General features: G+C 38.6%; 13 protein-coding genes. 1 reads left to right on the plus strand and 12 read right to left on the minus strand.

Translation table 11 applies throughout. The features are described from left to right. Positions 1-9 precede the first annotated feature (9 nt). The 9 genes from prmC to spo0F all read right to left on the minus strand — a co-directional run bounded on the left by prmC (position 10) and on the right by spo0F (position 9,222). A complete protein-coding gene (gene prmC / locus AC3EMB_RS26460) occupies positions 10-861 on the minus strand; it encodes a peptide chain release factor N(5)-glutamine methyltransferase (protein ID WP_001267024.1) in 852 nt (283 codons plus the stop codon). Continuing rightward, positions 861-1,928, minus strand: coding sequence for a peptide chain release factor 1 (gene prfA / locus AC3EMB_RS26465; protein WP_000887066.1), 1,068 nt, complete (start codon positions 1,926-1,928; stop codon positions 861-863). The genes prmC and prfA overlap by 1 nt, the downstream gene beginning before the upstream one ends. 143 nt (positions 1,929-2,071) lie before the next feature. Further along, positions 2,072-2,659 carry a thymidine kinase gene (locus tag AC3EMB_RS26470; protein ID WP_000280851.1) on the minus strand — a complete coding sequence of 196 codons (588 nt, stop codon included), beginning with the start codon at positions 2,657-2,659 and terminating at the stop codon, positions 2,072-2,074. 108 nt (positions 2,660-2,767) lie between these two features. Continuing rightward, positions 2,768-3,013 carry a type B 50S ribosomal protein L31 gene (locus AC3EMB_RS26475; RefSeq protein WP_000643435.1) on the minus strand — a complete coding sequence of 82 codons (246 nt, stop codon included), beginning with the start codon at positions 3,011-3,013 and terminating at the stop codon, positions 2,768-2,770. Between the two features lie 524 nt (positions 3,014-3,537). Then, positions 3,538-4,809 carry a transcription termination factor Rho gene (gene rho, locus AC3EMB_RS26480; protein WP_001053903.1) on the minus strand — a complete coding sequence of 424 codons (1,272 nt, stop codon included), beginning with the start codon at positions 4,807-4,809 and terminating at the stop codon, positions 3,538-3,540. Positions 4,810-5,081: 272 nt separating this feature from the next. After that, positions 5,082-6,047 (minus strand): class II fructose-bisphosphatase, encoded by a 966-nt coding sequence (gene glpX, locus AC3EMB_RS26485; protein ID WP_000442336.1) that lies wholly within the window; start codon positions 6,045-6,047, stop codon positions 5,082-5,084. A 116-nt stretch (positions 6,048-6,163) separates the two neighbouring features. After that, complete coding sequence (gene murA / locus AC3EMB_RS26490; RefSeq protein ID WP_000413248.1) at positions 6,164-7,453, minus strand: UDP-N-acetylglucosamine 1-carboxyvinyltransferase; 1,290 nt, start codon at positions 7,451-7,453, stop codon at positions 6,164-6,166. A gap of 332 nt (positions 7,454-7,785) precedes the next feature. Then, the gene (locus tag AC3EMB_RS26495) at positions 7,786-8,643 is read right to left on the minus strand and encodes a class II fructose-bisphosphate aldolase (RefSeq protein ID WP_001131856.1); all 858 of its coding nucleotides are present in this window, start codon (positions 8,641-8,643) and stop codon (positions 7,786-7,788) included. A gap of 210 nt (positions 8,644-8,853) precedes the next feature. Next, positions 8,854-9,222: a sporulation initiation phosphotransferase Spo0F gene (gene spo0F, locus AC3EMB_RS26500; RefSeq protein WP_000398594.1), complete on the minus strand. Its 369-nt coding sequence runs from the start codon at positions 9,220-9,222 to the stop codon at positions 8,854-8,856. A gap of 201 nt (positions 9,223-9,423) precedes the next feature. Between spo0F and AC3EMB_RS26505 the strand changes: the two genes are divergently transcribed. Then, positions 9,424-9,948, plus strand: a complete 525-nt coding sequence (locus tag AC3EMB_RS26505) for a DUF2529 domain-containing protein (RefSeq protein WP_097920061.1) — start codon at positions 9,424-9,426, stop codon at positions 9,946-9,948. Between the two features lie 31 nt (positions 9,949-9,979). Here AC3EMB_RS26505 and pyrG read toward each other — a convergent pair whose 3' ends face one another. The 3 genes from pyrG to AC3EMB_RS26520 form a co-directional block, all read right to left on the minus strand. Beyond that, complete coding sequence (gene pyrG / locus AC3EMB_RS26510; RefSeq protein ID WP_000170461.1) at positions 9,980-11,587, minus strand: CTP synthase; 1,608 nt, start codon at positions 11,585-11,587, stop codon at positions 9,980-9,982. A 257-nt stretch (positions 11,588-11,844) separates the two neighbouring features. Continuing rightward, entirely contained in the window at positions 11,845-12,384 is a 540-nt protein-coding gene (gene rpoE / locus AC3EMB_RS26515) for a DNA-directed RNA polymerase subunit delta (protein WP_053563307.1), read from the minus strand. Positions 12,385-12,539: 155 nt separating this feature from the next. Beyond that, positions 12,540-13,169, minus strand: a complete 630-nt coding sequence (locus tag AC3EMB_RS26520; RefSeq protein ID WP_000238599.1) for a TetR/AcrR family transcriptional regulator — start codon at positions 13,167-13,169, stop codon at positions 12,540-12,542. Positions 13,170-13,202 lie beyond the last annotated feature (33 nt).

The following is a 13,202-nucleotide window of genomic DNA, read 5'->3' on the forward strand; positions in this document are numbered from 1 at the left end:
GTGTGAACCTTACTCCATCTCTGCAAATACCATACGATCTTTTCCGTTAATATCGAAAACAACCTCAACATGGGCATGTGGAAAAGCTTGTTGTAACAATCTTTTTACATCCTCACCTTGTCCTACTCCAATTTCAAACGCTACAATTGCTTTCTCCTGCAACACATTCGGCAATTCTTCCATAAAACGGCGATAAAAATCTAATCCGTCTTCTCCACCAACAAGCGCTCTCTTCGGCTCATGCTCTTTCACAACAGGAGAAAGACCACGCCAATCCTCTTCCGGTATATATGGAGGATTTGAAACAACAACATCTAGCTTTTGACCCGTTTTATGAAATGGTGACAATAAATCACCGTGATAGAACGTTACTTCTGCACCTAAAGCTTTTGCATTTTCTTTTGCAACTTCAATCGACTCTTGTGCAATATCTACTGTATACACGTGGAGATTTTTATTTTCTAAAGCAAGCGTAATAGAAATCGCTCCACTACCTGTGCCTATGTCTGCTACATGTAGTTCCTTGTCGCCAAAATGGCGCTCAATTCTTTCTAATACTCCTACTATAAGCTCTTCTGTTTCCGGTCTTGGTATTAATACTTCTTCATTCACAAAGAACGACCGGCCATAAAACATTTCATAACCAATCATATATTGAATAGGAATACCTTCTACATGCTTGTGGATAAACTCCGTAAAGCTTGCCTCTTGTTCCTCATTTATTTCTTCACGCATATTCATAAGTAATCCTGTTCTGTTCATCTTTAATACATGACAAAGGACAATTTCTCCCGCATTTTCATCTCGTCCATTTTCCTGTAAAAAAGAAGAAGCCCATTTCAGGGCTTCATAGACACGCATTACTCAGCTGCCTCCATCCTTTGAGCCTGATCTTCCATCACTAAGGCATTGATGAAATCATCTAACTTACCTTGTAAGATTTGATCTAGCTTTTGAATCGTTAAACCGATTCGATGGTCTGTAACACGGTTTTGCGGGAAGTTATACGTACGAATACGCTCTGAACGATCACCCGTACCAACAGCTTGTTTACGGTTTTGATCATATTCAGCTTGTGCTTCTTGTCTAAACTTATCATAAACACGTGCGCGTAATACTTTCATCGCTTTTTCTTTATTCTTAATTTGTGATTTCTCATCCTGACAAGATACAACTACACCAGTCGGTAAATGCGTTAAACGTACCGCTGACATCGTTGTATTAACACTTTGTCCACCAGGACCACTAGAAGCGAATGTATCAACACGAACATCTTTCTCGTGAATGTCGATTTCTACTTCTTCTGCCTCTGGTAATACAGCTACAGTTGCTGTAGATGTATGAATACGTCCACCAGATTCCGTTTCAGGAACACGTTGTACACGGTGAGCACCATTCTCGAATTTCAGCTTCGCGAAAGCACCTTTACCGTTAATCATAAAGATAATCTCTTTATATCCACCTAACTCTGTATAGCTAGCCTCGATAATTTCTGTTTTCCAACCTTGAACCTCAGCATAACGGCTATACATGCGGTATAAGTCACCAGCAAATAAAGCGGCCTCGTCGCCACCAGCAGCCCCACGAACCTCAACGATAACGTTCTTATCATCATTAGGGTCCTTTGGAACTAGTAAAATTTTCAGACGTTCTGATAACGTTTTTTCTTGTGATTCTAACTCAGAAACCTCTTCTTTTACCATGTCACGCATTTCTGCGTCTAACTTCTCTTCTAACATTGCTTTCGCATCTTTTAATTGCTCACGAACATCCTTATACTCACGATACACCTCTACCGTTTCCTGTATATCAGACTGTTCCTTTGAATATTCACGAAGTTTATTTGTATCGCTAATAACCTCTGGGTCACTTAACAATTCATTTAACTTCTCATAACGATTTTCTACAGCTTGCAAACGATCTAACACATCATTCACCTCTACATCCTAGTATCTAATACAAATAGTATATGGTACTTACTCAAAAAAACGCAAATTATATTTAAAAGCGTAAGCGGCTCACACCAACCACACTCTCTATTCTGAAAAAAACCCGCCTTGCGCAGCGAGTTTTACTTATCTTTGTTTGTAGGAACTGCATGACAATGACGACAGCGTGGCTCATACGATTCTGAAGCCCCAACTAAAATAATCGGATCATCAAATGCCGCTGGTTCTCCATCAATTAATCGTTGTGTACGACTTGCCGGAGATCCACATGCAGAACATACTGCTTGTAGCTTTGTTACATGTTCAGCAATCGCCATCAGCTGAGGAACTTGTCCAAATGGTAGACCACGGAAATCTTGGTCTAAACCAGCTACAATGACACGATAGCCACGATTTGCCAATACTTGCACCACTTCCACAATGTCCCCATCAAAGAATTGTACCTCATCGATTGCAATTACATCCATATCTTCAGTGATATGTTCAAATATATCTTTTGAAGCTGAAACAGGAACTGCTTTTACCTTTAATCCGTTATGTGATACAACGTCTTCTTCACTATAGCGATTATCAATACATGGTTTAAATACAATTGCATGTTGTTTCGCAAATTGCGTACGGCGCACACGGCGGATTAACTCTTCTGATTTACCAGAAAACATACTACCGCAAATCACTTCAATCCAGCCATTTTGATTTATTAAGTACATGAAGCTCTCCTTTCATCTACTTTTTAGTTAAAAGTAGGGTAAAGGTATAATATTTTCACAAAAAAAACAGACAAGCGAATACATACACTTGCCTGTTTTATGTTTTTATTACTTGATACCGTATTTCTTATTGAAGCGATCAACGCGTCCGTCTGCAGTAGCAAACTTCTGACGTCCAGTGTAGAATGGGTGAGAATCAGAACTGATCTCAACTTTTAGTAATGGATAAGTGTTACCATCTTCCCACTCAACAGTTTCGCTAGAGCCTTTAGTAGACCCGCTTAAGAATTTGAAGCCTGTGTTTGTGTCCATGAATACAACTTTCTTGTAATCTGGGTGAATTCCTGCTTTCATTCTTTTCATCTCCTTCCGCCCTGAATCATTTTCGAAACAGAGTTTTTCATCTTCAGCTGCATACACAACTATATTGATGAAACACATATGATGAAATTATAACAAGGCTAACTTCATTTTGCAACTACCTGTTTTTGTCTTTTGAAATTTAAAGTGTAGACGGCTCGTTTAGCTCTGACTGGCTAAGGTTCTCTCGCACAAAAGGTGCTTTTTACCTTTAGTGCGGGAGGTTCTTAGACACGAAGAGCTAGCCGTCGGAACTAGATACAATTTAAAAGCAGAAGCGGCTCGTTCAGAATGGGAGGGGGATGGAGCTTCTGACGTAGAGGTGCTTTTTACCTCGTAGGAAGACGCGAAGCCACCGACCATTCTAGCCGCTGGAGCTGGATATCACCTTAAAAGTGGCGGGGGCTCGCTCAGCTCTGACCAGCTAAGGTTCTCCCACTTATTTCTCTCTTTAATATCACCTAAAAGGCATAAAAAACTCGCTTACTATAAAATAAGCGAGTCCCAATCTTTTCCCTTTACTTAGTTGTTACATATCTTTTCGAGTCTGCAACAATATTTTGTAAAAATTCTTCGTTTGTCTTCGTTTGACGAAGCTTACGTAAGAAACTTTCAACAAAGTCTGGTGTATCACGCATTGTTTTACGAATGCCCCATAACTTGTCTAAATGCTCTTTTGGAATTAATAGATCTTCTTTACGTGTACCAGAACGACGAATATCAATCGCTGGGAAGATACGACGTTCAGCTAACGAACGATCTAAGTGAAGTTCCATATTTCCAGTTCCTTTAAATTCCTCGTAAATAACATCGTCCATACGAGATCCTGTATCAACAAGGGCTGTTGCTAAAATCGTTAAGCTACCGCCTTCTTCAATATTACGTGCCGCTCCAAAGAAACGCTTCGGTCTATGGAAAGCCGCTGGGTCGATACCACCCGATAATGTTCTACCACTTGGCGGAATAACGAGGTTGTAAGCTCGCGCTAAACGGGTAATACTATCCATTAAAATGATAACATCTTTTTTGTGCTCTACAAGACGCATTGCACGTTCTAACACAAGTTCAGCTACTTTAATATGATTTTCTGGTACTTCATCAAAAGTAGAACTTACAACGTCGCCCTTAACAGAACGTTCAATGTCTGTTACTTCCTCTGGACGCTCATCAATTAAAAGCACAATTAATTCTGCTTCTGGATGATTTGTTGTAACACTGTGTGCAATTTCTTTTAATAGACTTGTTTTACCAGCCTTTGGAGGCGCAACAATTAAACCACGTTGTCCAAATCCAACTGGTGCGATTAAATCCATGATACGTGTCGGTAACTTTTTCGGTTCCGTTTCCAATTTCATTTGGCGATCTGGGTATAATGGTGTTAATGCAGGGAAATGCACACGCTCTTTTGCTGAATCTGGATCATCACCGTTTACAGCTTCAACTTGTAATAACCCAAAATAGCGTTCATTTTCTTTCGGAGGTCGTACTTTACCAGAAACTTTGTCTCCATTACGTAAATCGAAACGACGAATTTGCGAAGCTGAGATATAAATATCTTCTGAGCTTGGAGAATAGTTGATAGGACGTAGGAATCCAAATCCTTCTGATTGAATAATTTCTAATACGCCTTCCATGAAAAAGAAACCTTCTTTTTCTGCTCGAGCTTTCAAAATAGAAAAGATTAACTCTTTTTTCGTTAACTTGCTATAATACGAAATCTTAAATTCTTTCGCAAGCTCGTATAACTCTTTTAATTTCATGTTTTCTAATGCTGCAATTGACAAATTCATTCAGACACCACACTTTAACGTTATTCTCTTTTTTCATGGGTAAAGGGAAAAAATACGGAAGGCAAATAATTAATAATGAAAGGCAATAAGTTCAAGTAGGGTAATATTCACTATTGTAACCCTTTTATCTAGTTTTAATCAATACGTTGGAACACAAATACAAGAAGCGAAGACAAGAAAATTTGTCTTCGCTTCTTATTTAATTTAGTTCCGGCTCCGATAGTTAAAAAGATCGACCATTTTAACCTTTCTGAATGAGCCGCTTCCACCTTTTACTTAATAACCAAGTTCGGTTTTTTATTTAAGCTATGACGACCATCTACGAAGCGAACTGTGCCTGATTTTGCACGCATAACAAGAGATTGTGTTGTTCCTACGCTACCTTTAAATTGAACACCACGTAATAGTTCACCATCTGTTACACCTGTTGCTGCAAAGATTGCATCGTCACCTTTTACTAAGTCCTCCATACGAAGGATACGATTAATGTCTTCTATGCCCATTTTTTTACAACGTGCTAATTCAGCTTCGTTTTGTGGCAATAGTTTTCCGTGAATTTCTCCACCTAAACATTTTAAAGCAACTGCTGCTAATACACCTTCAGGTGCTCCACCAGATCCAAATAGAATATCTACACCTGTACGGTCAAACGCTGTATTAATTGCTCCAGCTACATCTCCATCGTTAATTAATTTAATACGAGCACCAGCCTTACGAATTTCTTCGATAATTGCTTGGTGACGTGGACGGTTTAAAACTGTTGCTACAACATCTTCAATGTCTTTATTTTTCGCTTTCGCAACTGCACGTAAGTTATCAATAATAGGCGCATCAATGTCGACTGCCCCAACTGCTTCTGGGCCAACCGCGATTTTATCCATGTACATGTCAGGAGCATGTAACAAATTACCGTGGTCTGCAATTGCAATAACAGCAAGAGCATTCCAGCCACCAGCTGCTACGATGTTTGTCCCTTCTAAAGGATCAACCGCAACGTCTACACGTGGTCCATATCCTGTACCTAATTTCTCTCCGATATATAGCATTGGTGCTTCATCCATCTCACCTTCACCAATTACGACTGTACCTTTCATCGGAATTGTATCAAATACATCACGCATAGCTGATGTTGCTGCACCGTCTGCTTCATCTTTTTTCCCGCGCCCCATCCAACGCGCTGATGATAATGCTGCAGCCTCTGTTACACGTACTAACTCCATAGATAAACTTCTTTCCACAATAATCCCTCTCCTTTAAGTCTTTATATTTCTGCCGTATTTTGTGAACCGTGTTTTTCTATAAAGTGTACTTCCGCAAGTAGTGATGCTTCGCTTCCCCCTTACGGAAGTATCACTTATGCGTTCTTCATCTCTTCAATTTCTTGTTTTGTCATTTGTTCTCGCCAGATGTTTGCTCCAAGCCCTTTAAGCTTGTCCACTATATTCTCATAACCTCGATCAATATGCTCAAGTCCTGTTACTTCTGTAATTCCATCTGCCATTAACCCTGCAATAACAAGTGCCGCTCCCGCTCGTAAATCACTCGCCTTCACTTTTGCACCTTGCAGTAACACAGGACCAGTTACAATTGCCGAACGACCTTCTACTTTAATTTGAGCATTCATACGACGTAATTCATCAATGTGTTTGAAACGGGCACCGTAAATTGTATCTGTTACAACTCCCGTCCCGTGTGCTTTTGTTAAAAGCGTCGTAAACGGCTGTTGTAAATCTGTTGGAAAACCTGGATATACAAGCGTTTTGATATCAACTACTTTTAACTTTCTATTACCGTTCACTGTAATTTGATCATCATTCGTTTCAACTTGAACACCAGCTTCTCTTAGCTTTGCAGTAACTGATTCTAAATGCTGAGGAATAACGTTATCAACCGTTACTTCTCCTCCTGATGCAGCTCCTAGAATCATATACGTACCAGCTTCAATACGATCTGGGATGATAGTATGGTGACAACCATGTAAAGAGTCCACACCATCTATTCGGATTACATCTGTACCGGCACCTTTAATACGTGCTCCCATGCTTGTTAACAATGTAGCTACATCAATAATCTCGGGCTCTTTCGCTGCATTTTCAATAACAGTTCTACCTTTTGCTCGTACAGCTGCTAGCATAATATTAATCGTAGCCCCCACACTAACAACATCTAAATAAATACGTGCTCCATGTAGTTCATCTGCTCTTAAATAGATAGCACCTTGTTCATTTGTAACATGTGCACCTAGCGCTTCAAACCCTTTAATATGCTGATCAATCGGCCTCGGTCCTAAGTGACATCCACCCGGAAGCCCAATAACAGCTTTTTTAAAACGGCCAAGCATCGCACCCATTAAATAATAAGAAGCGCGCAATTTTTTCACTTTTCCATTTGGCAAAGGCATTGCAACCATGTTAGAAGGATCGACTACCATCTCTTCCTCCTGTCCATAAGTTACTTTCCCTCCAATTTCCTCTAGTAAGTCGCCTAACATTTTCACGTCCGAAATATTAGGGACACCACCAATAGTTACTGGAGTATCTGCTAAAATTGTCGCTGGAATTAATGCAACGGCACTGTTCTTTGCACCGCTTACTCGAATTGTTCCATTTAAAGCTCTTCCGCCTTCAATTAGCAATTTTTCCATATTGAGCTCCCTTCTTGTGAATGTATTTACTTTCTATCTTTTCATAGAAAGCTCCCCTTAAGAATCTCAATTACTCTTTCCATCCCAAAACTCAATAAATAGGAAACCATTATCTCCATTTCTCCTGTAGCACGAATAGATAAAGATCAACTATTCATCGAATTCACTTTATCAATTTAGATACGTTATCACATTTATTAATAGGACTATGCACATTATTTTCTATTTAAAAACCAAAAATGATAAAATCTTTCGACTTGTTCACGCTTTCATTATACAACGAAAGGAAACCGTCTAAAAGACTAGACGGTTTCCAAAACGGAATTTTATTCTTACGCTTTACCGTTAGAACCGAACTCACGCATTTTACCAGCAACAGTTGCTTTAATAGCGTCGCGGCCAGGTCCAATAAATTTACGAGGATCGTAAACTTCTTGGTCTTTGTTTAATACTTCACGAACAGCTTTTGTAAACTCGATTTGGTTCTCAGTGTTTACGTTGATTTTTGAAGTACCTAAAGAGATAGCTTTTACGATATCAGCAGTTGGGATACCAGTACCACCGTGTAATACTAAAGGTACGCCAGTGAAGTCACGAACTTGTTCCATTTCAGCGAATCCTAAGTTAGGCTCACCTTTGTAAGGACCGTGTACAGAACCTAAAGCTGGAGCTAGGCAATCGATACCTGTTGCTTCAACAAGGTGCTTACACTCTGCTGGGTCAGCGTAAATTACGCCTTCAGCGATTACGTCGTCTTCTTGTCCGCCAACTGTTCCAAGCTCAGCTTCAACAGATACGTTACGAGCGTGTGCGTATTCTACTACTTGTTTAGTAGTTTCAACGTTTTCTTCGAATGGGTGGTGAGAAGCGTCGATCATTACAGATGTGAAACCTGCATCGATTGCTTCTTTACATTTTTCGAAGCTTGAACCATGGTCAAGGTGAATCGCTACAGGAACAGTGATGTTCATTTCTTCGATTAAAGCTTTAACCATAGCTACAACTGTTTTGAAACCAGTCATATGACGAGCTGCACCCTCAGATACACCTAGGATTACAGGAGATTTTTCTTCTTCCGCAGCAGCTAAGATAGCTTGAGTCCACTCTAAGTTGTTCATGTTGAATTGACCAACTGCGTATTTTCCTTCTAGTGCTTTGTTTAGCATTTCTTTCATAGAAACTAAAGGCATGGTGAATCCTCCTAAAAAACGTTTTTTGTATCCGATAAGTTCTTATCGCTGGTAGTATGACCAGAATAAGGTAAAATATGTATATCTACATACCGGACTTTTTTCTACACTCAATAGGATAACAACTTGTACTCAAAAACTCAACCGTATTCACCTGCACAATAGTCCATGTAAACGCTTTTTTCCATATTTTTTATAAAAAATTCATTTTTACGCCTCTACAGCGAGCTCATTTCTCACAGCTTGACGAATTTCATCAATATCAAATGGTTTAGCAAAATGCATTAAAGCTCCTAAATCTTTTGCTTCTTGGATCATATCAAGCTCTCCATAAGCAGTCATTAAAATGACTTTAATACTCTCATCAATTTCTTTTACATGCTTTAAAATCTCTATACCATCCATGCCTGGAATTTTCATATCTAACACTACTAAATCTGGATTATCTTTTTTCACGATATCTAAAGCTTGAAATCCATTCGCTGCTTGGAATGTCTGATAACCTTCTTTTTGGAACACTTCATGTAATAACACACGAATCCCATATTGATCATCAACAATTAAAATTTTACCTTCCATAATTCCCAACCTTTCTGTGTAAGTACAAGATTTAAAGCTTCTTATATCTTAACGATTTATTTTCGCTATTCTTTGGCAAATTCCTTCCTATTCTTTCTTATTTTACCGTTTCCTATTTTGTTATGCTACCCTACGATTTCACCTTTCTAAAAAAATAAACTATAATGAAAGCCGGCAAGCACGTACGAAGGGAGTAATATTATGTTAAAAATTTTTTCAACTCAATTAAGTGGTTATTTCTCCAAAATTTCTCAAAAAGAAGAAATGAATATAGAAGATAGCGCTCGTTTACTTGCTCAAGCACTAGTTGGCGATGGTTTCATTTATTTATATGGTACAAATGAAATGGAGGGCGTTGTTGCCGAAGCACTATTCGGTGCTGAACCAATGAAGCAAGCAAAACGCTTATTTGAAAATGGTAAAGAAGCAGAAGTAACCTCTGCGGATCGTGTACTTCTTATTAGCCGTTTTTCAACAGATGAAGCGGTTGTAGAAATTGCAAAAAAACTACAAGAAGAGGGACACTCTATTGTCGGCATTTCTGCTCTTCAAGAAGGTACGGAATCACTGGAACAATATACAGACGTACATATTGATACAAAACTGTTAAAAGGTCTTATTCCAGACGATGAAGGTAATCGCTACGGGTTCCCAAGCTTAATAGTAGCTTTATTTGCTTATCACGGAATCAAATTTACAATTGATGAAATGTTAAATGAATATTAAAAAAAGCGCCTTGTTTCAGGCGCTTTTTTTATTACTTGCTCTCTTTATTCGTAATAGAAGCTCTTACGAAGTCATGGAACAATGGTTGTGGACGGTTTGGACGAGAAACAAGTTCTGGGTGGAACTGTGCTGCCACGAACCAAGGGTGGTCTTTTAATTCAATGATTTCAACTAGACGGCCGTCTGGGCTTGTACCAGAGAATACAAATCCTTCTTTTTCCATATCCGGACGGAACTGATTGTTGAACTCATAACGATGACGATGACGCTCATATACAACCGGCTCATTATAAGCATTGTAAGCATTTGTTTCTTCAGCAAGCTTACATGGGTATAGACCAAGACGAAGTGTACCACCTAAGTCCTCTACATCTTTTTGTTCTGGTAATAAGTCAATGATTGCATATGGCGTATCAGGATTGATCTCAGAAGAGTTAGCACCTTCTAAACCTAATACATTACGTGCGAATTCGATTGATGCAAGTTGCATACCTAAGCAAATTCCTAAGAATGGAACTTTGTTTTCACGAGCATATTGAATCGCAACGATTTTACCTTCTACACCACGATCGCCAAAGCCACCTGGTACAAGGATACCATCTGTGTCTCCTACTAATTCTTGTACATTTTCTGCTGTTACGTGCTCAGCATTTACCCATTTTACTTCTACATCTGTGTCGAATGAGTAACCAGCATGACGAAGTGCTTCTACAACAGAAATATATGCATCTTGAAGTTCTACATATTTACCAACAAGAGCGATTTTTGTTTTCTTAGAAAGATTACGTACTTTGTTAACTAGCGCAGTCCACTCTGTCATATCTGCAGCTGGATTGTCTAATTTTAAGTGATCACAAACGATTTGGTCCATGTTTTGTTCTTGAAGAGATAATGGAACCGCATATAAAGTATCTGCATCGCGAGCTTCGATAACTGCTTTTGTATCGATATCACAGAATAATGCAAGCTTGTCTTTCATATCTTGAGAAACAGGCATTTCTGTACGAACAACGATGATGTTTGGTTGAATACCTAAGCTACGAAGTTCTTTAACGCTATGTTGCGTTGGTTTTGTTTTCATTTCACCCGCTGCTTTTAAGTACGGGATTAACGTACAGTGAATGTACATTACATTGTCACGACCGATGTCGCTCTTAATTTGACGGATTGCTTCTAAGAATGGTAGAGACTCGATGTCACCAACAGTTCCACCGATTTCTGTAATAACAACATCCGCATTTGTTTCACGACCAGAACGATATACGCGTTCTTTAATTTCGTTAGTGATGTGAGGAATAACTTGAACCGTTCCTCCTAAATATTCACCGCGACGCTCTTTTTGAAGAACTGAAGAGTAAATTTTACCTGTTGTTACGTTGCTGTATTTGTTTAAGTTAATGTCGATGAAACGCTCATAGTGACCAAGGTCTAAGTCAGTTTCTGCGCCATCATCTGTTACGAATACCTCACCGTGTTGATATGGGCTCATAGTCCCTGGGTCTACGTTAATGTATGGATCAAACTTTTGAATCGTTACGTTTAAACCACGATTTTTTAAAAGTCTTCCAAGAGATGCTGCTGTAATACCTTTTCCTAAAGACGATACTACACCGCCTGTTACAAAAATATACTTAGTCATGAAAAAGCTCCCTTCTATTTTGCTGTTATATAATCACCGTTGCAAAGCGCAACGTATGTAGATAACACTGTATCCATCTTATTGTTAGACTCTTTTTATTTTCTAAACAAAAAACAAAAAAGAAAATTGCTCCCCTCATCACATAAAGTAATAAGTAGGGAGCAATTTTCTTTTATATTTACACTTTAAAAGTATTATCGTCCTTTTTTAAAGAGCCCAAAAATGATTCTACATGGACGATAATGAAAAGTCAAGAACTACAGTTCTTCCTCTTCTTCTTCTTCAGTTTCATCATACTCAAGTTCTTCTTCAGCGAAGTCGTCGTCTTCATCTTCTTCTAAATCATCAAGATCGTCGTCATCTCCGTCTTCATCTTCAAGAACCTTGTCCAAATCTTCTACATCATCTTCGTCGTCGTCTGCATTTCCGTCTGCATCGTCAAAGTCATCTTCATCTTCTTCAATGTAGTCGTCAAAACCGTCTTCCTCAACTTTACGTTTCTTCTTCGGTTTTGGCTGCGGTAAGATTTCTTCATCAATTTGCTCATATGGGTACCAGCTGCGTAGTCCCCAACGATTTTCTCCTAAATTAATGAAACGTCCATCGATGTTTAAGTCTGTATAAAATTGTGCGAGTTTCGCATTAACTTGCTCTTGAGATAGTCCCAGCACTTGAGCGATTTCTTGAACCAACTCGTTGAATGTCGTTGCTTGTTTTTTATCCCCTAAAACGCTATGTACAACTTCAATCATTGAACATTCTTTTAGCTCTTCTGGTGAATATTGCTTAAAATCCACTTATGCGGCACTTCCTTTCATCAAATATAACCTTATATATAACGGCCTGCTTAAAAAAATCCATACTATTCATTATAAACAAAAGTCGCACAAATATGCTACAAAAAAAACGGGAAACTTTTATATGGTAATAAAATTAATAATTTGTCTGTCCCTTATTTCGGAAGCATATGGGCCCCTTGCAATACATACCTAATTTGCATTTCTGTATATTCTTCGAGCGTATACAGTTTTTGCAGCGCCCAGCGTCTAAATCCCCACATCTGTCCTTGTATAAAAATATTATGGGCAAGAAGCTGTATTTCTTTTTTATTTAATGTAAATGTTCCATTTTCCGTACACTGTTCTAAAATATTCTCGAACATTCCTACCATTTGAAACTCCTTTTCTAATACATACGGAAGTGATTCTTTTGGTAAAAAGCGTACCTCTTGATACATTATCAATACTTCTTCCTGCAATTCGTCCATCACTTTAAAGTAATTCGTTATTGCTATCTTTAAACTTTCTATACTCCCTTTTTCTGTACACACTACTTCCTCTAATCGTTCTTTTACATGTTCATATATACTATCACAAACTAAATACAACACATCATCTTTTGTACGAATGTACTCATAAAGTGTCCCTATACTAAATCCAGCCGCTTTTGCAATTTCTCTCGTTGTTGTACGCGGAAATCCTTTTTGTTTAAACAGTTGCACCGCACCTTTAATCATTTGTTCACGTCTTAACGCAACTAATTTTTCATCTTTCACCGATGCATGTACATTATGTTTAACCATTCCCTTCACCTCTCTCTATTATTTTTTGGAAGG

Source organism: Bacillus sp. LQ16 (genome assembly GCF_057784645.1).

Bases quoted from the DNA above. Each gene is read 5' to 3' on its own strand.
- prmC (WP_001267024.1), bottom strand. From the start codon at position 861: ATGCGTGTCTATGAAGCCCTGAAATGGGCTTCTTCTTTTTTACAGGAA.
- AC3EMB_RS26470 (WP_000280851.1), bottom strand. From the start codon at position 2,659: ATGTACTTAATAAATCAAAATGGCTGGATTGAAGTGATTTGCGGTAGT.
- AC3EMB_RS26475 (WP_000643435.1), bottom strand. From the start codon at position 3,013: ATGAAAGCAGGAATTCACCCAGATTACAAGAAAGTTGTATTCATGGAC.
- rho (WP_001053903.1), bottom strand. From the start codon at position 4,809: ATGAATTTGTCAATTGCAGCATTAGAAAACATGAAATTAAAAGAGTTA.
- murA (WP_000413248.1), bottom strand. From the start codon at position 7,453: ATGGAAAAATTGCTAATTGAAGGCGGAAGAGCTTTAAATGGAACAATT.
- AC3EMB_RS26495 (WP_001131856.1), bottom strand. From the start codon at position 8,643: ATGCCTTTAGTTTCTATGAAAGAAATGCTAAACAAAGCACTAGAAGGA.
- spo0F (WP_000398594.1), bottom strand. From the start codon at position 9,222: ATGGAAGGTAAAATTTTAATTGTTGATGATCAATATGGGATTCGTGTG.
- AC3EMB_RS26505 (WP_097920061.1), top strand. From the start codon at position 9,424: ATGTTAAAAATTTTTTCAACTCAATTAAGTGGTTATTTCTCCAAAATT.
- pyrG (WP_000170461.1), bottom strand. From the start codon at position 11,587: ATGACTAAGTATATTTTTGTAACAGGCGGTGTAGTATCGTCTTTAGGA.
- AC3EMB_RS26520 (WP_000238599.1), bottom strand. From the start codon at position 13,169: ATGGTTAAACATAATGTACATGCATCGGTGAAAGATGAAAAATTAGTT.